We start from the raw sequence: 19,237 nt of genomic DNA, 5'->3' as shown, positions 1-19,237 counted from the left end.
GACGGTCTCCACCGATCAGCCCGGGATCCAGTTCTACTCGAGCAACGGCAACGCGGTGGCGCTCGAGACCCAGCACTTCCCAGACTCGCCCAACCACCCGGAGTTCCCCTCGACGGTCCTACGCCCGGGGGAGACGTACAAGACCACCACGGTCTACAGCTTCGGGACCGACGCCACCAGTGTCGACAGCCACATCTCCGGCGCCGTCCCGTCGACGCTAGGGCTCACGCTCGGGACGCACGCCAGCTTCGGCACGTTCACGCCCGGCGCGACGACGACCTACGAGGCCTCGATGCCCGCCAGCGTCACCAGCAGCTACAGCGACGCGACGCTGAGCATCAGCGACCCGAGCGCCGTCGCCAACGGTCACCTGGTCAACGGGGCCTTCTCACTGCCCGAGCCGCTCCAGGCCCGGGCCCGCAACGCCGCCAACACCGCCACGACGTACGCCAACGTCGGCTCCTCCGCCTCGCCACTGCCCCTTCTGACCTGGAACGGTCCGGTATCCAACAACCCGGTCACGCTCGGCTTCAGCCAGCCGATCAAGGCGACCGACCCACTCCTCCGCGGTACCTACAACAAGACGCTGACCCTCACCCTGTCGACCACAACACCGTGATCGCCGGCGGCCGCGACGCGCTCGTCCAGCGCGTCGCGGCCGTCCAGGTCATTCTCGTCGCCGAGCAGCGCAGCGAATGAGCCGCGCACCGCTGCGGTGCGCCACACGCCGTTCACCTAGGGTCGCGATCGCTCTACGAAGTAGCGGAAACGTCGAAAAGCACTCCTTTCTCGGACTGAGCGCCGCTGCGTGCCTAGGCGCGCCGGCTCCTACACCGCCAGCTGCTCGAACTCGAGCACGGACAGGAACCGGACGTTGGTCAGCTTGGCGGCGGTGATCGCGTGTCGGACCCGGTCGGTGACAATCACGGTGAACGCGCCTTCGGGCGAGAACACGTCTGAGCCGTCCCATTGGTCGAGACCGAAGTAGAGCCCGCGAAGCCCTTTCATTGCTGTGCCGGCGGCGATCGGCGCATCGATCGTGACGGGCTCGCTCAGCGATCTGTCGATCGCGCCTGCGCGACCGAGGACCGCAAGCGCCGCATAGTCGTCCACTTGACGTCCGCCCCTGAGCGCGATCTGAACCTCGCGGAATGCCACTCCCCGAACCTCCGCGTCGACAAGTATCGCTTGCGCTCGCGGAGAGAGCAGGAAGGGAAGCAGCGACCGGCTGAACACAACGTCGAGCAACTTCGTGCCGCTCGCCTGAACGAAGGGCCACGGCTGAAGTTCCGGCTCAGCGCCAAGCCCGAATCGGCGCGCGTCCCGGTCGCGGACATCTCCGGGTACCTGAACCTCGATCGCTCCCTGCCTACTCGCGTGCGTGAAGATGTGAAATCCCGCGTACTCGGAACGCCGTCTGCTGGCCACGGCCGTGCAGCTTGCCATGCTCAAAACCCGATCGATAGCCCACGGGTCAGCTCCGTCTGTCTTGTACCGCCGGCGCGACGCCGCGACCTGCCCGTTCCTGACCCGGGCGGATAGCGAGTTCGTCGAAAAGCACTGCTTTCGCCTCAGCCTCGAAACGACACGGGCGCTCCGCGGCAGGGCGCGGCGAACTTGAGGCCAGATCTACAAAGCGGATCTCGGATTCCCGCCGCGGTACGAAAGGCTAGCCCCAGCAGTATCTATTGCCGCACTTGGGCTCGAACTCGTCCGAGGTCGCAAGCCGAACCATGCTGATGCCGCCCTGGGTGTCGGTCGTCAGGTGCGGGCAACCCGCCCGATGGAGCATCCCGGCTCTCGACACGACCAGAGTCGACGGCGACAACTCCGCCGCCCGGATCCAGCCGTCTACGGAACCGACGATTGGAAGCACCTGAGCGGCCTGCTGTTGAGCGGCCTCGCGCGCTTTCCGAGCCGCGATGTTCTGCCGGATGCTCTCCGTGGTGTTCTGGGGGTTCCGCATGGTTCTCCTTGACGCAGCGAGGAACCTGGAACGTACGCGATACGGCGCCTGTATGTGCGTCCATACAAGCCGACGGCGCGGCCCGGCGCTCGACGAGTAGTGGAATCGTCGACGAACGCTACTTCTGGTCTCGACTGCGGCGCGGCTTCGGAGATGGTGTCGCGACGCCGCCCGCGTGGTAATAGGCCACCGTGAGCACGGCGATTGCCTTGACCGAGTACCAGTGGATGGGCATCCGCGGCATCGTGTTCGGGCTGCTGCTCATCGCCAACTGCCGCCGGGTCGCTGACTTCTTCGCAGCATTCGACCGGGCGGAGGCGGAGCGTGTGGAGCGGATGCTGCCGAAGCAGGGAAACGTCCGTGAGGTCATCTCGATCTGGATGCGGCGGGGAACCGGCGAAAGCTTGGAAGACCGGATGCTCCGCTACGGGTTCGCCGTGTTCTCCGGGCTTATCGCGCTCTTTATGGGTCTTGCGGCGCTCCTCGGAGCGTGGGAGCTCCCTCAGTAGCCCCGCCGGCAGGAAGTCACCGTCGTCGCGGGCGGTCCAGTGATACGAGATCGTCGAACAGTGCCACTGCCGGTGCGTCTCGGCGGTCCGTCTCGCAGTGGTACCCGTGAAGTCTGGGCAGCCCTAGCCTCAAGCCCGAGTCGCTGGCGCCTAGCGCCGCCCGCGGGCATACGCTTTCGTCGTGCGCCTCCGCTGCCTGCCAGCCGCGCTCGTCGCGTTGGCGATGATGTCTTGCGGCGACGATTTCGCCACTGGAGAACTCGGACCGGCCCGCGTTCAATACCCGGGCGAGTGGGTTCAAGAGCCCCTCGACGGCCTGGGTTGGGATCAGAGCGTTGTGATGCGGCCACGGTCGTTAGCCCCGGACCAGCAGGAGCTCTTCGTGCAACTCTCGTATAGCCGTGGCGGCCGCAGTGGCTACGAAGCGCAGATCGGTGCCGCCAAGGACTCGCCGAACCCAGTGGCACCTCTAGAGATCGACGTGCCCGGAGCAAGTACGAGCTATGCCTATCGCGACGGCGGCCTAGTCAGCCACGTCTATGCCCTCTCGGAGAACATGCGTTTCTCGGTGTACCTTCAGGTCAACGCACGAGGCAACGAAACGCTCGACGTCGGGCGCACCCTCGAGTCCTTCGAACTCGGATAGCCCGAGCGTCAAACGGCAGCCGCAAGTTCCGGGCGCCGGGACACGGTCGAGCGACCACGTCCGCGGTTCTAGCGGCTCATCCCGTCAAGAGACCTGCTTCTGCGTGTTGCATCGGACGCAGCTTTGGTCGGGCGGGCGTGGCGGCCCGGGAGCGGGTCATGAGTCGTCAGTTGCGGGCGTCTTCGGTCGCCCCGGGTCGATCAAGGCGTCGAGGGCTTGAGTGGCGATCTTGTGCTGGCGCGTCAGTCGGCCGTCGCCACAGCGCCGAACCGATCGCCGCAACCCCCGCGGCGACCGCGATGAATCCGCCCGGGCCCAGCGCGTACCCGCTGAACTCCTCGCCGCGCGGCAGCATCCAGACCGTCAAACCGACGCCAGCGATCGCGCCCAACACGACCAAGAGCCTGTTCAACGCGATTCCCCCAAAGACCACCGCCATGCCGGCAAAGAACATCGGGATCGTGAACCACGGATCGGTGTCCCAGCCGGCAACCCAAGAGTCGTCGCCGTCACTTGTGGCTTCAAACCACGGAGCCAACAGCGCCACGGTAAGCGCGATCCCGGGTACTTTGATCCGGTGGCTCATAAGCTCGCGCTTGGTGCTGGGCATAAGCGGTCTCACCCGTCCAACATCACGTATTGCGAGATCGTCCAAAGGCGTACTTCACGGCTGCTCGAAGGCGCGAGCGTCCGCACCGCGTAGCCGCGCCGGCGCACATAGCGGTTACGCTCGCGCGCATGACGTCTGATGAGCGTCCAATCGAAGCGCCGCCGTTGCCCATGCCGACGGTCGAGCACCATGTCCGGACCCGTTCGGGCTTTGACGTCTCGACGCTCGTTCAAAGGGTCGTCGCGCAGTATCCCCAAGTCGAGGTGCTTGCGCTCGTCGAGCGTGGGCGCGTATTGGGACTGCGGCGCGTGACGCGACTCTCGCTGCGCGGACCTGGCGACGAGCTCGAACAAGTCTGGGATCAGATCCAGGCAGGGCTGCCCGACGAGGACGGCACCGAGCCCCGCGGCGAATCTCCTTGGACGTCCTGGATGGACGACTGAGCCGGCTGCACCTTCCAGCCGAGCGTGTCGAGGCGGTGTCCCGTCCCACCGCAGTGCCCGACGGATCAGGCGCATGCGCGAGGCACTACGCTCGGCGGCTCATGAGTGAGTGGGTACCCATCGGCACCTCGTGGCTGGGACATCGGCCGGAACCCCTCATTCACGAGCGCCTGTGGGCGTGCCCGCTGATCGGCGACGGCCCGTATCAGGGCTTGATCGACGAGCATGGCCGCGGCCTGGTCTATCGCCAGGACGGAGGCTACGAGGAACGAACCACCTACGAGGCCGACCGAGTTGTGGTCGAGGGCATCGTCACTACGTTCATCGTCGACGGCCGTCCGGTGCGTTCCGTGTACACCAACGGCGAAGAAGAGCGCTACCACTACGACGGCGAACGACTTGTCGCCATCGACGAGGCTCCCACGCTCTGGGACACAGCGATCGGCAGCGCGCGCTACGACACCGGCGGCCGGCTAGAGATCAGCTATGACGACCGCGGGCTGCGAGCCATCGAAGGCGTCTGGACACGGCTGGACGAGCCTTGGCCTGACGCGCTTGCGCGCGGTGCAACGGAGATCGCCGCGAAGGTCGTTGAGGACATCAAACGCGTGATCGAGGAGCCCGTCGACGGGGTCGTCTCGCTCACGCTCGGGTACGTGCAGGACGGAGGAGGCGTGCTCGACTCCGTTTCGCTCAACCGCTCCCGCGATCACAATTCGGTCTTCTACCCATACGGGCGCGAGTGGCCGATCGGGGAAATCGACAGCGGCGTCGACCAAGCCACTGAAGCACTCTGGATGAGCAACGCCGCGCTCAACTCGATCGAGTTGCCAAACCGGACGCTGCTGAACGCGGTCGCTGCCATCCTGGCTCGCTACGACTGGACCGGGATCTTCACGCCCACCGACGACTTCGTGACGTTCATCGCTGAACACGATGAGGGCTACGCCGAGAAGGTCGAGTCCCTCCGAGCGGCGAACCCGCCCGAGCGTGCCGAGCCGTGGATTCGACTTCTGGAGAAAGCCGAACCGTACGAGTTCTGAAACGTTCCACGCTCGACGCACAGAGGCACCTGCAGGACCTCAGCGTCGTGCTCTCTGAAACTCATCGCGTTCTTCGTCGGTCTTGCGGCGCCCTCACCGACCGTCGAAGACCACCGCTGCCGTGGATGGAGCAGTCCGCCGTCGCGGGTGCCGGCTGAGGATCAGTACCTCCGTTGGGCGCCAGGAGACGCTCTTTGCGTCCAGCAGAAGCGCGTGGTGCGCCTCGTTAGCTAGTCGTCTGCGCGCCGCGGACGGGAACGACTGAGTACGCAGCCCGACGGCGGCGGCAACGGCGATCAGACCAATAAGGAGCCGCCGCCACTTACGCCACACTCTCGGTCTTGCCGGCAGCACCCGCCACCTATCCGGCCATTGAGCGGCTCGGTTGGAGGCACCATCTCGTCGAAACACCCTTGTGACGAGAGGTTCGTCGGCTTCGCCAGCGCGTCCCCCGGGCATCAGCGGGACATGAACAAGCGGATCGTCAACGTCGAGGCGAAGGCCTTCCTGGTCGTGTTCGCCGTTGCGGCGAGCCTGTTCGGCGCCTACGGCGTCTTCGGCACTCTGCTCATGCGCGGTGACGGCATCGTGTCGAGCACCACGGGCTTCTTGCTCCTACTGACGATCTCGCTGGCGGCTCTGGGCTCCGCCCTGATCGCCCTGGCCGTGATCCTGAAGAACCACGTCGGTGCCTGGTGGCTGCTGACCTCGGCCCTCGCCACGGTGGCGTGGTTTGGGACGGGGCACTTGCTCGTCGACTGAGACCGTCTCAGACGGTCACCTCCGAACTCCCGTAGCGGTCAAAATCGAGTGAGCCCGACGATTCCGACGACCGTGAGAAGCAGCCCCCAGATGGCGATCGCGATCGCGGACGGGATCCGTTCTTTGCTTGGCCGCTTGCCGTTCTCGCGAGGTACGGCGAAGCCGTAGAGCAGTCCGGCGATCAGCGGGTGCAGGTCGTGAAAAACCTGGAGACGGTCCCAAGCGTTGTCACGGTTGGCGGCCCAGCAGAACGCGACCCACAACGTGATCGCACCCGCAACGACGAGCAACGCAAGGCTCCGAGAGTCGGTGCGAGGCGCGAAGGCACCCGCGGGCAGGATGAGCGCCGAGCCGAACGGCCCGACGATCGGGTGCGTGGTCGCGCGCGAGATCACGCTCGCTGTGTGCCACATCCCGCGACGCTCCAAACGTCGACACGATTGCCGCGAGCGGGCATGATGCGACGACGGTAACCGCCAATCTCCCCCGAACGCTGGGAGGGTGGTGTAGCGCAGCAGCTCCGGGGGGCATCTCGCCACTGATGCGCCTGAGCGCGATGCCTTCTCTCGACCGCGAACCCGTCGCATGACCCAGCGCAGAAAGTTGCGCCGCCGAGACGCGCTGTGCGCCGCGTGCATGGGCGTGTTCGCGTACGCCGCCACGATGCTGGTTCTGAGTTCTCTGATCGACGAGCCCTCGTGGTTCGCCGTGTGCCACGTCGCGGTCGTGCTGATCGCGCTCGGTGTCGTCCACGGGACGCTGCAAGACATCGCGACACGCAGCGACTGGACTGATGCGCAGCGAGTCTCCTGGCGCAACTGGCTGTGGAGCTTCAACCTATTTGCCGCGGCTGCCTACTACTGGCTGCACATGCGCAGCCGCTGAAGTGGAGCAGATCCCGCCTGTAGCGGAACGTCGTAAGCGCCACATCAAGCTAGAAAAGCTCGACCATCGCAAAGCCAATCCAGAGCACCCCGAGGGCCAACGACCCCCAGCTCCACATCCAATACGGATACGACCCAGGACCTCGCGTGGACTGGCCGTGCGGCTCCCGTCGACTCAGCCAGCTGGCAACGAGAAGGGCAACGCCGCCAAGCGCCAGCGCGACAGCGCCAACGGCACCACCCCCCAGAACGGATACGCCGAACGCGACGAGCGCAACGAGGGCTACTGCTGACGACCGAGGCACCGAGGTCTCAGTACCACTAAAGAGAGCGACCGTAACCCCTGCCGGCCTGGCGTAGCCGGACCGAATGAGTGTCCTCGTCGAAACCGGGCACAATCCGGAGCGATGGGAACGCGCCGTCAGCCAGCGTCGAGCAGTGATGAAGCTAAGCGTCGTCCCGGTCCGGCCGTCCGCGACTATGCGTTGGAGTTCGCCGTCGCCACGCTGCTTGGTGCTCTGCCCGGCACCCGGCGTCTGGATCAGTGGTGGGTGAGACAGTCCTGGCGCAGGGTCCTGCTCTACCGTCTCCTGACGGCCGCCGTCGCAGTTGCCCTGGTGCAGTGGGGAGAGCTACTCCGGGCGAGTCAGCATCACCGAGACAACGCCGAGTGACCCGAGCGGTCGGCCGCGGCAGGCGTCCAGCGCCACGCGCCCGTTATGCCTGAAGGCACCAATGGCGAAGCGCCCCAGGAGTGAAGCGGGCCGAAAGGCACGGAATCGTCGAGAAGGACTATTTTTCGAGGTAGCGCATGGGGTGGCCGATGGGCAATCAGCGCCGCTGCTGACGCAGTCTCTGCCACGAGTACATGTCGAGCCAGTACTGGTGGCGCGCTGGCCCCGGCCAACGCCCCCTGGCCAAGCGTCTCAGTGCCCATCGCACTGCCTGGCCGAGGAGCCGATCGACTCGGTGGCCGCCGTGGCGGCGGATAGCTGCCTCGATCGCTTCGGCACTGGGGCTCCGCGGTGACGTCAGCTCCGCGAGCGCCCGGTGCAGATCCTCGACATCGACCAGGAGCCCGGCCTGGCGACCGGACAGGCGGCGCTTACGGACCGCAGGGTCGAAAATCGCGCGCCGCAGCAACTCGTCGGTGACCACGGTGTCGTTGTGCCCGCGCCACGCACGCTCGATGCCGAAGAAGGACGCAATCGTCGAGAAACGACTCTTTGTCGCTCGTTCGTTGACGCCGGACTAGCCGAGTCTGAGGCTCTCGGCCGGTTCATGTCGTCGGCTACCTGAAGCGTCGCGACCGCCAGCCGTCGGGGTCACGCGCTGCGGCGCCTTCCCCGATCCATGCCGCCGGCTGACGAAGGTTGGCGCGTAGGGGAGCTTGATGTGGCGCTGGGACGGAAGACCGCGATGGACCTCGACTCAGACGAGTCGGCCCTCGGGTCCTCGTCCATCGGCCGGATGGCGGGGACGATGGGACCATCGGATCCGATCTGAGCCGTTCAAACCACCGACTGGTGGCCCGCGGCCGCAACGCGATCTGGTTCAGTTTCGACTAGCCAGCGCCGTCCGGGTCGTCCTGCTCGGCTGTTGCCGCGTGTGCCGCGGGTTCGGTTGCTGGGATCCAGCGCCGACCGATCGCGCCCGGCCTCATTCTTACTAAGGGCGCTACGGCTTGCGGCGGTACTTCCGCAGCAGGGCGCGGAGGGTCGAGCCGTTGCGGTAACCGATGTCCAGCGCGATTTGATCGATCGACTGTTCGGTCGTGGCGAGCAGGTGCTCGGCGCGCTCGGCGCGGATTCGTTGGATCAGCTCCAGCGGGGTCATGTTCGCCGCCGCTCGGACGCGCCGCTCGAGGGTCCGGGGAGTGGTGGCGAGCTCGCGGGCGACGGTTGTGATTGGGAGTGGGGCAGCGAGATTGGCGCGGACGTGCTGCTCGAACAGGCGCACGAGCTGATCGTCGCGACCGACGTGGTCGAGCGGGACGTACATGCTCTGGGTCGCGCGTTCGTCGATCAGGAGATGACGCGCGACGCGGTCGGCGAGCTCGACGGACACGCTGCGCACGAGCGTCAGGGCGAGGTCGATGTGAGCGAATGCGGCACCGGCGGTCAGCACGTCCTTGTCCTTTACGACCATGCGGTCCGCGTCGAGCTCGGTGTCCGGGTAGCGGCGGACGAAGACAGAATTCAGCCACCACGAAGTCGTCGCGCGACGCCCGCGCAACAGGCCCGCCTCGGCCAGGACGAACGTCCCGGTGCACGCCCCGGCAACCAGCCCGCCACTGCCGAGATCGGCCAACGCAGTCACCATGCGGATAGTGGCCGGCGCGTCGAGCGCATCGAGCACGCCGGGTTCGTCGAGCGCTCCTAGTGCGGGGACCACGACGACATCAGCGCCGGCGAGGTCGTCGAGGCGGGCCGTTGTCAGAATTGCCAGCCCGGACCCGGTTCGGACGATCGGCTGCTCGCCGGCGATCGCAACGCGAATCTCCGGTACAGCGGGATCATGCGTGCGGCGGAGGACCTCGGCGACGCTGAGCGTGTCGTGAAGCAGTGTGAAACCGGAGGCAAACACGCCATCTGCGACGACGATTGCGAACAACATGTCGCAATCGGTATCAGATCCGTCGCGGCTGCGGTAGTCATGCGAGCTGGCCCTGCGTACGGTGAGGAGGGGTTCAAAGGGCTACCGAGGAGAAGCACCATGAACACGCCATACGCATTCGTCGCCCGGATCGAGGCCAAGCCGGACAAGGCCGAGGACCTAGCGGCTCTCCTGGCCGGCGCGCTACCGCTTGCCGAGGCCGAGAAGGGCACCGTCAACTGGTACGCCGCGCGGACGTCGCCGACCACGTTCTGGATCTTCGACACGTTCGGCACTGAGGACGACCGCCAAGCACACGCCGAGGGCGAGATCGTCGCGGCGCTGAACGCCAACGCAGAGTTGCTCGCCTCCCCACCGGAGATCCTCCCCGCTGACCTACTCGCCGTCAAATGACGGCGGCTGACCTTCACCACGTCCACCGCGGGAGCGGGCGACCGCTCCTGCTGATTCACGGTCTCGGGAGCTCGTGGCGTAGCTGGGACCCCGTGCTTCCGGCACTGTCGGCGGAACGCGAGGTGATCGCCGTCGATCTCCCCGGCTTTGGCGACACGCCGCCACTCGTCGGCGAGGTCACGATCAGCACCCTCGCGGACGCTCTGGAGGGGTTCCTCAATGGTCACGACCTCGACGGTGTCGATGTAGTCGGCAGCTCGATGGGCGCCCGGCTCGCGCTCGAGCTCGCCCGGCGGCGGCGAGTCGGAGCCGTCGTGTCGCTGGACCCCGGCGGCTTCTGGACCGACCGTCAGCGGCGGGTGTTCGGCGCCACGATCGGTTCGTCGGTGAAACTCGTGCGCGCGCTTGCGCCGGTGCTGCCACTGCTGGTCAGCAACCCGGTTGGTCGCACGCTGCTCCTGGGGCAGTTCTCGGCCCGGCCGTGGGCACTTGACGGCGACATCGTTCTGCGTGAGCTCCGCGGCTATTCCCACTCACCGTCGCTTGATGCGGCGTTCCAGGCGCTCGTCCACGGGCCCGCGCAGGCCGGGATGGCCGCCGGCACCGCTCGGGGCCCGATCGTGATCGGCTGGGGACGACGCGATCTCGTCTGCCTGCCCAGCCAGGCGGCGCGGGCCGGCGAGCTGTTCCCGGACGCGCGTGTGCACTGGTTCGAGAGCTGCGGGCACTTCCCCCAATGGGATGTCCCCGACGAGTGCAGCCGTCTGATCCTCGACGCTACCGCCTCGTCGCCGGCGACCGTTGCACCCGAGACGTGGTCACATGCCTGATCTCGCCTGACGCGCCCCACCCTCCCCGAGCTCCACGAGATCCTGATGCTCACCAAACGTCTCGGACGCCGTCTCAGCGTAGATCATCACTGCAACCGAGGACGCGCGCGTTGGCACCCGCGAGCCACTCGATCACGGAAGCGATCGCGGTTGAGGCAGGCGATCCCGAGCGCGTCCGTCGTGCATGCAAGCTTGCGTTGCGAGTCGCGATAACGAACACATGGGATTCGCCAGGGTCTCAGCGCACCTCGCGATGCGCCAACGCCGACAAGCGCTATTTCTGCGGCGCTGTCGGCGCCGTCGTGTCCCGTAGAGTCGCGGCATGGGTACCGGTTCATTGGCTGTGGTGGACGCGTGGTTGAACGCGGTGAACCGCAGAGACGCTGATGCACTGCAGCGTCTGACGCACACGCAGGTCCAGATCGCCGGACCGCGCGGGAACGGGATCATGGATCGGGCGGTGCTGGCCGACTGGCTCGCTCGAGCCGGGTTCTCCGCGGACCAGTTGCGCTGGTTCTGCGGCGGGGACGGCTCGGTCGTGGTCGAACAGGACGCCCGGTGGACCGAGGTGAGCTCAAACGATGAGCTCGGACGGGCATGCATCGCGTCGCGCTTCGTAATCCGAGACGGTCGTGTCGCCAGCTACCAGCGCCACGACGACGGACTTCGGGCAGCACTGACCGCAGCCGGACTCAGCACCGACGACGAAGTCCTCGACCGCGCGCATCACTAGAGGCTTATACAGAGCGCTCCTCCATCTGCGGCGTGTAACAGCCGGGCTGACTCAGGACGTCAGCCGCGGACTGATCGGCGTCGAAAGCGCGAGTTCGTCGATAAGCGCTTCTTTGCCCGACCTCCTGATTCCTACCGGCTCTCGATCGCCGGCCAGTCCGTGTCGCCTCCTTCCAGCAGCACGGCCAGCCTGGGAATGCGCGCTATCGCCAGCATCAACCGACGCGGATTCGAGGGCGTGACCGCAACGACGAGGTCGTCGTCTGGCATTTCGTCCTCTTCGTCGAAGTCGAAGAGGCTGCTGAACACGTAGTGCTCGTCTGCCAGCACGTAGCCATCGGCCCACACCACGAGCTTGGAGCCGTCGCGGAGTAAGACGGTCCAACGCGTCGGAGCTCCAGCGGCCAGCCTCATGCTCAACGTTGTACCCCGAGCTCGGCCAGCCGCGCTCGTGCGGTCTCCAGAGCGGCGCAGCTGCGGTGCGACAAGGGACCGAATCGTCGAAGAACGGCACTCTCGTTGTGTCCCCCTTGGACGCAGCGCTTGCTCGTCTACCACCGTCGGGGATGCAGGCTCCGCAAGAATTCGCGGACGCTTGAGGCGACGACGAACTCGGTGGCGTTGATGTGATGCCAGTAGAGCACCGATCCTCCGGGGTGCCGAAGGAAGAAGTTGCCGTTGACGTCGACGGCAACCACGCTGACTTGTTTGCCGGTCCACCATGGCGCTGTAAGCGGGCGCACGTCGCGGTCGCGAACGAGCAACGCGACATCGACCTCGGTACCTCCGACCGTGACCCAGTGGTTGAGCACGAGCAACGCGATCGCGCGGTCGACCTCGGTTGGTTCTTCAGGAATCGACCGCAGTATCAGGCCGTTGGCGGGCGAAGCGCTTCCCAGGTGCTTGCTTCGATGTCGGTCGAAATTAGTGCAATTGTGGATAGACGCGATTTTCGACGAGCGTCTAACGAAGCGAGCAGTGGTGCTGTGCGCACTTCGCTTTGCGCGCAACCGACGGTCAACGCCGGGGCGCTTGACCCACACGCGCTTGGCGAGGTCGCGGCGCGATGCGACACCCAGCAGCGAAGCGACGGCTCCGCCCGGTTGGGCGCTCAGGTGCTTTGCCGAGAAAGCAGCAGAGCGTCAAGCAGACACCACTTTTCTGGCCGTCCGCGCGGAGACCGCTCTCCTGCTTTGCGCGAAGCCGATATCCCAGGACGGCTACGCCGCTTCGACGGAGATCACTCGGACGTCGTCTAGATGGGCGAAGTCGTCCGGGTTGCGGGTGTAAAGGGTCAAGCCGTGTGCGAGCGCGGTCGCGGCGATCAGGAGGTCGACGGCTCGACGTCCGCGAGCCTTGCGTCCCGCCGCGACGACAGACGCGTAGATGCGGCCGTACGCGCGTGCGGCGTCGGCGTCGAACGGCAACGGATCAAACGTGCTCTCCGCTCGCTGCAGACGGTCCTGACGGCGGGCGCGTTCGACTGGGTCGTCGGTGGCGTGCGGGCCGGCCGCCAACTCGGCCATGGTGAGTGCCGACACCGAGATGCGTTCGGGCAAATGCGCAGGATCGATCAGTCCGAGATCGATGACGACGGACGTGTCCAGCAACCCGTGTGAAACCGTGGCGTCAGACACGAGGAGCAGGGTCTTGCTCGCTCAAGCGGTCGAGGTCCTCGCGCAGGCGGGCGTGATCGACCGGGGGTGCGCCGGCGAAGGCGGCCAGGACAGTGTCGCGATCGACGACTTGACGCGGGCGCGTTGGGCTCAGCTCACCAACCGGCACACCGTTGCGGGTTACAGTGAAGCTCTCGCCTCGGTCGAGTGCGCGCATGATGTCGCCACTTTGGTTCCGGAGCTCGCGCTGCGTGATAGCCCGTCCCATGGTCGGAATGTAGCACGTGTGCTACGCCGCGAAAAGCCCGTTGGCCGCAGCGATCACCACCGAAACGTGCCAGCTTGGGTCTATGTCGATCTCTGGGCAGCCAAGGGGGCGAATGGCCGCGACGGACGCGGACCGAAGTGCGAGTTCAGGGGCGAGCGCAGGGAGGTGCCGACGCGGGCCGACTGTCAGCGCCGACTGCCTAACCGGTCGAGCACGCGCTGCACCGCGTACCGCTCGACGGCATCGAGCTCGTACCACGCCACGCCGCCAGCCTGGGACTCGCCGACGCCGTCGATGACCGCCAAGATCGACGGCACCTCGTAGGGCGTCACCACCAGGTTCCCGGCGGCGGACCGGCCGTCTCGGAGCGGGTCCGTCACCTCGTCGATGAACGCCCGCACGTCACCCCACTCGATGTCGTCGATGACGTCGCCGCCCTTCTCTTCCAGCGCGCGTTCGAGCACACGCTGCAGCACGTCACGCACGCCGTCGGACAGCGCGAGGACGACCGGCTCGCCGACGTCGGGCCAGTACGTGCTCCGCGCGCTGATCTCCTCGTCGAGCGCCACGCGCTCGTCGCCCGTCTCCAGCTCCGCGGACAACGCGTCGGCGAGCACGCCGCGGGCGACCGCCAGCCGCGCGAAGACGTCCCCGTGCTCGACGTACTGGGCGACGGCCAGCGCCTCCAGCTCGTCGAAGGCCATCGCCGATCCGAGCCGGTCGAGCGAGACGACGATCCCGTTGAGGTCCTGCACCACGCGCAGCAGCTCACGCCGCGGCACGGGCACGCCGGTGGTCGTCCCGCGGTGCTCGTCCTCGACCACGCGCGAGAACACGAGCGCGTCCGTGCGGCCGCCGTCGAGGAACTTGCGCAGCCGGCCTTCGAGCTGGAAGCCGGCCGACACGAGCAGTCGCTGCGAGGGGACGTTGACGGGTGCGACCCACGCCTCGAGCCGCGCGACCCCCACGTGGTCGAGCGCCCAGCCCGCGGCGAGTCGCACCGCCCGCGCGCCGAAGCCGCGCCCGCGCGCCGCCGGGACCACCCAGTAGCCGACGCCGACGACCTCCGGCTGCGGCCGCACGCCGAGCCAGAGCAGGCCAACCGCGCGCCCGTCCGCCGAGATCGCCAGCGAGACGCCCTCGCCGTCCTCGACCCGCCGCCGCTGACGCTCGATGAAGGCGAGCCCCGCCTCGCGCGTGAACACGGCCGGCACGGTCGTCCCGGCCGGGATCCGCGGATCGGTGGCGGCCTGTTCGACGCAGGCGAGGTCGTCGTCGTGCCACGGCCGGAGCGTGACTGCGCCGTCGGTCAGCGCCGGGGACGGGTAGCGCAACGCCACGGACGCACCGTACTGGAGAGCAACTTCTGCGCGAAGCACCCGTTGAAGCTCTCCATGACCAAGCTCGTAACCGCAGTCGTCGTGCTCGTCTCCCTGCTTGCAGCGCCTTCGATGGCGTCCGCCGCGAAGGCGCCGAAACCCGTTCGCGACTGCACCGCGGACGGTCGCGTCGACGGCCGTTACAGCAAGAGCGAGCTGCGCCGCGCGATCGCCAAGACGCCCAAGAGCAGCAAGGGCAAGGAGTGCAAGAAGCGGCTGAAGCGCGTCCTGAAGAGCGGCGGCGACGGCCGCCTGAGCAGCAAGAGCAAGTCGACGAAGACGATCCTGCGCGACTGCGCGGACAACGGCTGGATCGACCGCCGCTACTCGGTGGCTGCGCTGCGCAAGGCGCTGAAGAACCTCCCGACCGAGCTCGAGGAGTACAGCGACTGCGGCCCGACGCTGCGCTCGGAGATCAAGGCGCGGACCAAGAAGTCCAAGCGGTAGGCGCCAGGATCGCCTCGGCGACCGCCTCGGGCTGACTCAGGGCCGCGAGGTGGCCGCCGGGCACGGCGATCACGTCGAGGCCCAGCCGCTCCCGCGCCACCCGCGCTTGGAAGGACGGCGGGAACAGGCGGTCCTCGCGCCCGACGAGCACCGCGGTCGGGATCGACGGCCAGCGCTTGAACCCGCACGGCTGGCCGAACGCGACGTCGGCCTCGGGCCGCTGGTGCGCGGCACCCGCCGCCGCGACCTCGGGCGGCACGTCGTGCAGGAACAGCGCGTCGATGTCGTCGATGTCGTCGACTTCGGGCCAGTCGGTGTTCGACCACCACTGGCCGGGCGTCTCACCCGGCGCGGGGATCATCGCGTTGAGCAGGACCAGGCGCTCGACCGGCAGCCGCTCGCAGCACCCGAGCGCTGTGAACGCGCCCATCGACTGCGCGACCAGCACGACGCGCTCCTCGCCCGCGGCGGCCGCGGCCACGAACGCCTCGTACTCGCGCAGGCCCGCGGTCGGGCTCGCGCCGGGCAGGTCGACCGCGATCGCCGTGTGGCCCGCGGCGTTCAACCGCGGGACGACGCGGTGCCAGTACCAGGCGGCGCCGCCGGCGCCGGGGATCAAGACGAAGGTGCTCACGAAGGCGTAGACGTCCCCGTCTCCCGGAACTCATCGGTGCGAATGCGCGAGTCGCTTCGAAATTCCTAGTCGCTAACATTACGTGCGTGAAGCAGCTCACCCAACAGCAGTGCCTCGGCGCCGACGCGGCGCTGAGCCGCGCGTTCTCCCTGCTCGGGAAGCGCTGGACCGCCGTCGTGCTCGGCACGCTCGGCACCGGTGGCCCCACCGGCTTCCGTGAGCTGTCGCGGGCGGTCGGCGGGATCTCCGATTCCGTGCTGTCGGACCGCCTCACCGAGTTGACGCAGGCAGGCCTGATCACCCGCACCGTCGATCCAGGTCCGCCCATCTCGGTCACCTACGCGCTCAGCGAGCGCGGCGCCGCGCTGATGCCGGCGTTCGAACAGATCTCGACTTGGGCCCAGGAGCACCTCTAGCCATGGCCGACTATGGACACGACCTCGTCTTCGGCACCTTCCTCACGCCGCAGGCGGCCAACCCCGCGGATGTCGTCGCGCTCGCGCAGCTGACCGAGCGCGCGGGGCTCGACCTCGCGACCTTCCAGGACCACCCGTACCAGTCGGCGTTCCTGGACACGTGGACGCTGATGACGTGGGTCGCCGCGAGCACGGAGACGCTGAAGGTCTCCCCGAACGTGCTCAGCCTTCCGCTGCGGCAGCCCGCCGTGCTGGCGCGCAGCGCCGCCAGCCTCGACCGGCTCTCGCAGGGCCGGGTGGAGCTCGGGCTCGGCGCCGGCGCGTTCTGGGACCCGATCGTCGCGATGGGCGGCCCGCGACGGTCGCCGGGCGAGTCGGTGACGGCGCTGGAGGAGGCAATCGACGTCCTGCGCCAGATGTGGGACGTGACGACCCGGCGCGGCGTGCGCGTGGACGGTGAGCACTACAAGGTGATCGGCGCCAAGCGTGGCCCCGAGCCGGCGCACGAGATCCCGATCCACCTCGGCGCGTACAAGCCGCGGATGCTGCGGCTGACCGGGCGCAAGGCCGACGGCTGGCTGCCCTCGCAGGCCTACATGCAGCCGGAGGACTACGCGCCGTCGAACGCGCGCATCGACGAGGCGGCGGAGAAGGCCGGGCGGGACCCGCGTGAGATCCGGCGCCTGCTCAACCTCAACACGGACGACATCGACGAGATCGCCCAGCTCGCGCTCGAGCACGGCTTCTCCACCTTCATCCTCGGCAGCGACGACCCGTACGCGATCGAGCGCTTCGGCAAGGAGGTCGCGCCGGCCGTCCGGGCGATCGTCACGGAGGCGCGCCGTCAGCGCGGCACCACGACCGGCCCGGTCGGCCGCAACGCGGCGGTCAAGGCGCAGCGCATGTCCGGGATCGACTACGACGCGGCGCCGGTCGAGTCCGTCGAGCCCGGTGACCGCGCGTACGGCAAGGTCCGCTCGACCTACATGCGCAAGGGCTCACCGGGCCTGGTGCTGCGGCCGGCGAACGCCGAGGAGGTCTCGCAGGCGCTGATCTACGCGCGCGAGCAGGACGTGCCGCTGGCGGTCCGCAGCGGCGGGCACGGCATCAGCGGCCGCTCGACCAACGACGGCGGCGTCGTGATCGACCTCGGCAAGCTCGACCGGGTCGCGGTCGACGGTGACGCCGTCACGCTCGGCCCGGGCGCGCGCTGGGGCAACGTGGCGGCTGAGCTGGGCAAGCACGGGCTCGGGATGAGCTCGGGCGACTTCGGCGACGTCGGCGTCGGCGGGCTCGCGACCGCGGGCGGCGTCGGCTTCATGGCGCGCAAGCACGGCCTGACGATCGACCACATCACGGGCGCGCAGGTCGTGCTCGCGGACGGCTCGATCGTGCGCGCCGACGCGGACCTGCTGTGGGCGATCCGCGGCGCGGGCGGGAACTTCGGCATCGTCACCGAGTTCGAGCTCACCGCGTACCCGGTCGACAAGGTCGTGTTCTCGACGATGGCCTTCGACGCGCGGGACACCGCGCAGGCGCTGACCCGCTGGGGCTACCGGCTCGAGCACGCGCCGCGCGAGCTGACGAGCTTCCTCAACCTGGTCGTCCAGCAGGGCGTGCCGATCATCCAGCTGTACTCCGTCTTCGCCGGCGACGACGCCGAGGCGGCGATCGACGCGCTGACGCCCCTGCTGGAGATCGCGCCCGTGCTCGACCAGCAGGCGCAGCTCGTGCCCTACCCGGCGATCGTCGCGCCGCAGGGCGGCGTGCACATGGGCGGCTCGCCGACCGCGATCCGCGCCGGGCTCGCCGATCACCTGGACGAGGCGACCGCCGGCGGCCTGGCCGCGCTCGTGCAGTCGGGCGAGACGGGCTGGCTGCAGATCCGCACGGTCGGCGGCGCTGTCAACGACCTGCCGGGCGACGCCACCGCGTACGCCCACCGCACGCAGAACTTCAGCGTCAACGCGGTCGGCCGCACGATGGAGCGGATCAACGCGGCGTGGGACGAGCTCGTCTATCCGCACATGAACGGGCTGTACCTGAGCTTCGACACCGACCCGCGCCAGGAGCGCATCCACGACGCGTTCCCGGAGCCGACCTTCAGCCGCCTGCGCGAGCTGAAGGCCGAGTACGACCCCGACAACGTCTTCCGCCAGAACTTCGCGATCACGCCGGCCCTCGAGGGGGCACAGAGGTAGGCATGGAGCTCGGCTGGATCGGCCTCGGCGCGATGGGTGCCCCGATGGTCGCGTGCCTGGAGCGCGCAGGCCACGCGGTGCTCGCGTTCGACGCCGATCCGTCGCGCACGCGCGTGGCCTCGGTGGCCGAGGCGGCGGGCGCCCCGGTGGTCGTCGTGATGGTGGCGACGCCGGACCAGCTGGACGCGGTGCTCGAAGCGGCGGCGCCGGCGGATGACGCCGTGCTCGTGGTCATGTCGACGGTGGGGCCGGCGCCGGTGCAGGCGTGGGCCGAGCGCCTGCCGTGCGCGGTCGTCGACGCGCCCGTGTCGGGCGGCGTCGCGCGCGCGGAAGCCGGCGACCTGCTGATCATGGTCGCCGGGGAGGAGGACGCGGTCGCGCGGGTCCGGCCGCTGCTCGACGCGCTCGCCCGGTCAGCGCCGGTGGTGGGCGCACAGCCCGGCGACGGCCAGAAGGTCAAGCTCGTCAACCAGCTGCTGTGTGGCGTGCACATCGCGGCGGCCGCGGAGGCGCTCGCGTTCGCCGAGGCGCTCGGGCTGGAGGCGGCCGCGGTGCGCGACGTCGTCCGGGAGGGCGCCGCTGCGTCATTCATGCTCGACGACCGCGGCGAGCGCATGGTCGAAGGCGACTTCGACGCGGTCAAGAGCGCGCTGGACATCTTCGTCAAGGACATGGGGCTGGTGACGGATGCGGCGCGCGGCGCCACCTACCCGGCGCCGCTCGCGAGCGCCGCCGAGCAGCTGTACCTCGCGGGCCGCCGGGCCGGGCTCGGCCACCTCGACGACGCCTCGCTGATCGAGGTGCTGCGGGGCGATCGCTGAGGCACGCAGGCGCCGCGCCCG

At 68.3% G+C, this 19,237-nt stretch carries 25 protein-coding genes; 16 read left to right on the top strand and 9 right to left on the bottom strand.

Features of this window, described 5'->3' with window-relative positions; genetic code table 11:
• Window positions 1-619 (top strand): aldose epimerase family protein (locus C8N24_RS31695; protein ID WP_211340212.1); only part of this gene is annotated, 619 nt, incomplete at its 5' end.
• Window positions 620-828: 209 nt separating this feature from the next.
• Here C8N24_RS31695 and C8N24_RS31690 read toward each other — a convergent pair.
• Window positions 829-1,446: an imm11 family protein gene (locus C8N24_RS31690; protein WP_147448093.1), complete on the bottom strand. Its 618-nt coding sequence runs from the start codon at window positions 1,444-1,446 to the stop codon at window positions 829-831.
• Between the two features lie 711 nt (window positions 1,447-2,157).
• Here C8N24_RS31690 and C8N24_RS31680 point away from each other — a divergent pair.
• Window positions 2,158-2,475, top strand: coding sequence for a hypothetical protein (locus C8N24_RS31680; RefSeq protein ID WP_121257827.1), 318 nt, complete (start codon window positions 2,158-2,160; stop codon window positions 2,473-2,475).
• A gap of 181 nt (window positions 2,476-2,656) precedes the next feature.
• On the top strand, window positions 2,657-3,121 hold the full coding sequence (locus C8N24_RS31675) for a hypothetical protein (protein ID WP_121257825.1): 465 nt from the start codon (window positions 2,657-2,659) through the stop codon (window positions 3,119-3,121).
• A 166-nt stretch (window positions 3,122-3,287) separates the two neighbouring features.
• Here C8N24_RS31675 and C8N24_RS31670 read toward each other — a convergent pair whose 3' ends face one another.
• Window positions 3,288-3,731, bottom strand: a complete 444-nt coding sequence (locus tag C8N24_RS31670; RefSeq protein ID WP_147448092.1) for a hypothetical protein — start codon at window positions 3,729-3,731, stop codon at window positions 3,288-3,290.
• A 128-nt stretch (window positions 3,732-3,859) separates the two neighbouring features.
• Here C8N24_RS31670 and C8N24_RS31665 point away from each other — a divergent pair, with 128 nt between their 5' ends.
• The 3 genes from C8N24_RS31665 (at window position 3,860) to C8N24_RS31655 (ending at window position 5,979) form a co-directional block, all read left to right on the top strand.
• The gene (locus C8N24_RS31665; protein WP_147448091.1) at window positions 3,860-4,174 is read left to right on the top strand and encodes a hypothetical protein; all 315 of its coding nucleotides are present in this window, start codon (window positions 3,860-3,862) and stop codon (window positions 4,172-4,174) included.
• A 101-nt stretch (window positions 4,175-4,275) separates the two neighbouring features.
• Window positions 4,276-5,217 carry a hypothetical protein gene (locus C8N24_RS31660; protein ID WP_147448090.1) on the top strand — a complete coding sequence of 314 codons (942 nt, stop codon included), beginning with the start codon at window positions 4,276-4,278 and terminating at the stop codon, window positions 5,215-5,217.
• Window positions 5,218-5,685: 468 nt separating this feature from the next.
• Complete coding sequence (locus C8N24_RS31655) at window positions 5,686-5,979, top strand: hypothetical protein (RefSeq protein ID WP_121257817.1); 294 nt, start codon at window positions 5,686-5,688, stop codon at window positions 5,977-5,979.
• Window positions 5,980-6,017: 38 nt separating this feature from the next.
• Here C8N24_RS31655 and C8N24_RS31650 read toward each other — a convergent pair whose 3' ends face one another.
• Window positions 6,018-6,374 carry a hypothetical protein gene (locus C8N24_RS31650; RefSeq protein ID WP_147448089.1) on the bottom strand — a complete coding sequence of 119 codons (357 nt, stop codon included), beginning with the start codon at window positions 6,372-6,374 and terminating at the stop codon, window positions 6,018-6,020.
• A gap of 190 nt (window positions 6,375-6,564) precedes the next feature.
• Between C8N24_RS31650 and C8N24_RS31645 the strand changes: the two genes are divergently transcribed.
• The 3 genes from C8N24_RS31645 (at window position 6,565) to C8N24_RS34870 (ending at window position 8,162) form a co-directional block, all read left to right on the top strand.
• The gene (locus C8N24_RS31645; protein ID WP_121257813.1) at window positions 6,565-6,864 is read left to right on the top strand and encodes a hypothetical protein; all 300 of its coding nucleotides are present in this window, start codon (window positions 6,565-6,567) and stop codon (window positions 6,862-6,864) included.
• A 157-nt stretch (window positions 6,865-7,021) separates the two neighbouring features.
• On the top strand, window positions 7,022-7,156 hold the full coding sequence (locus C8N24_RS35480) for a hypothetical protein (protein WP_281272683.1): 135 nt from the start codon (window positions 7,022-7,024) through the stop codon (window positions 7,154-7,156).
• A gap of 757 nt (window positions 7,157-7,913) precedes the next feature.
• A complete protein-coding gene (locus tag C8N24_RS34870) occupies window positions 7,914-8,162 on the top strand; it encodes a hypothetical protein (RefSeq protein WP_147448088.1) in 249 nt (82 codons plus the stop codon).
• A gap of 378 nt (window positions 8,163-8,540) precedes the next feature.
• Here the strand turns inward: C8N24_RS34870 and C8N24_RS31630 are convergent, their stop codons facing one another.
• Window positions 8,541-9,479, bottom strand: a complete 939-nt coding sequence (locus C8N24_RS31630) for a GlxA family transcriptional regulator (RefSeq protein WP_121257806.1) — start codon at window positions 9,477-9,479, stop codon at window positions 8,541-8,543.
• Window positions 9,480-9,578: 99 nt separating this feature from the next.
• Here C8N24_RS31630 and C8N24_RS31625 point away from each other — a divergent pair, with 99 nt between their 5' ends.
• The 3 genes from C8N24_RS31625 to C8N24_RS31615 all read left to right on the top strand — a co-directional run bounded on the left by C8N24_RS31625 (window position 9,579) and on the right by C8N24_RS31615 (window position 11,435).
• Window positions 9,579-9,872: a putative quinol monooxygenase gene (locus C8N24_RS31625; protein ID WP_121257804.1), complete on the top strand. Its 294-nt coding sequence runs from the start codon at window positions 9,579-9,581 to the stop codon at window positions 9,870-9,872.
• Entirely contained in the window at window positions 9,869-10,702 is an 834-nt protein-coding gene (locus tag C8N24_RS31620; RefSeq protein ID WP_121257802.1) for an alpha/beta fold hydrolase, read from the top strand. The genes C8N24_RS31625 and C8N24_RS31620 overlap by 4 nt, the downstream gene beginning before the upstream one ends.
• A gap of 322 nt (window positions 10,703-11,024) precedes the next feature.
• The gene (locus C8N24_RS31615; protein ID WP_147448087.1) at window positions 11,025-11,435 is read left to right on the top strand and encodes a nuclear transport factor 2-like protein; all 411 of its coding nucleotides are present in this window, start codon (window positions 11,025-11,027) and stop codon (window positions 11,433-11,435) included.
• A 131-nt stretch (window positions 11,436-11,566) separates the two neighbouring features.
• Here C8N24_RS31615 and C8N24_RS31610 read toward each other — a convergent pair whose 3' ends face one another.
• The 4 genes from C8N24_RS31610 to C8N24_RS34865 form a co-directional block, all read right to left on the bottom strand.
• Window positions 11,567-11,848 (bottom strand): hypothetical protein, encoded by a 282-nt coding sequence (locus C8N24_RS31610; protein WP_121257798.1) that lies wholly within the window; start codon window positions 11,846-11,848, stop codon window positions 11,567-11,569.
• A gap of 137 nt (window positions 11,849-11,985) precedes the next feature.
• A complete protein-coding gene (locus tag C8N24_RS33480; protein ID WP_147448086.1) occupies window positions 11,986-12,477 on the bottom strand; it encodes an SMI1/KNR4 family protein in 492 nt (163 codons plus the stop codon).
• 177 nt (window positions 12,478-12,654) lie between these two features.
• Entirely contained in the window at window positions 12,655-13,071 is a 417-nt protein-coding gene (locus C8N24_RS31600) for a type II toxin-antitoxin system VapC family toxin (RefSeq protein WP_121257794.1), read from the bottom strand.
• Window positions 13,072-13,503: 432 nt separating this feature from the next.
• Window positions 13,504-14,658: a GNAT family N-acetyltransferase gene (locus C8N24_RS34865; protein ID WP_211340211.1), complete on the bottom strand. Its 1,155-nt coding sequence runs from the start codon at window positions 14,656-14,658 to the stop codon at window positions 13,504-13,506.
• A gap of 54 nt (window positions 14,659-14,712) precedes the next feature.
• Between C8N24_RS34865 and C8N24_RS31585 the strand changes: the two genes are divergently transcribed.
• Entirely contained in the window at window positions 14,713-15,144 is a 432-nt protein-coding gene (locus C8N24_RS31585) for a hypothetical protein (RefSeq protein ID WP_147448085.1), read from the top strand.
• Here the strand turns inward: C8N24_RS31585 and C8N24_RS31580 are convergent.
• On the bottom strand, window positions 15,113-15,778 hold the full coding sequence (locus tag C8N24_RS31580) for an alpha/beta fold hydrolase (protein ID WP_121257788.1): 666 nt from the start codon (window positions 15,776-15,778) through the stop codon (window positions 15,113-15,115). The two genes, C8N24_RS31585 and C8N24_RS31580, sit on opposite strands and share 32 nt — an antisense overlap.
• Before the next feature lie 86 nt (window positions 15,779-15,864).
• On the opposite strand from C8N24_RS31580, the gene C8N24_RS31575 reads away from it, so the two are divergent.
• Genes C8N24_RS31575 through C8N24_RS31565 form a run of 3 tightly spaced genes read left to right on the top strand, consistent with a single transcriptional unit; the run spans window position 15,865 to window position 19,216 of the window.
• Entirely contained in the window at window positions 15,865-16,194 is a 330-nt protein-coding gene (locus C8N24_RS31575; protein WP_121257786.1) for a winged helix-turn-helix transcriptional regulator, read from the top strand.
• Between the two features lie 2 nt (window positions 16,195-16,196).
• Window positions 16,197-18,395, top strand: coding sequence for an LLM class flavin-dependent oxidoreductase (locus C8N24_RS31570; RefSeq protein ID WP_121257784.1), 2,199 nt, complete (start codon window positions 16,197-16,199; stop codon window positions 18,393-18,395).
• Between the two features lie 2 nt (window positions 18,396-18,397).
• Entirely contained in the window at window positions 18,398-19,216 is an 819-nt protein-coding gene (locus tag C8N24_RS31565; RefSeq protein WP_121257782.1) for an NAD(P)-dependent oxidoreductase, read from the top strand.
• The last annotated feature ends 21 nt before the right edge of the window (window positions 19,217-19,237 follow it).

This window comes from Solirubrobacter pauli, assembly GCF_003633755.1.
GTDB classification, from domain to species: Bacteria; Actinomycetota; Thermoleophilia; order Solirubrobacterales; family Solirubrobacteraceae; genus Solirubrobacter; species Solirubrobacter pauli.
The sequence above is the reverse complement of the archived record's forward strand: the minus strand, read 5'-3'. Positions and strand labels throughout refer to the sequence as shown.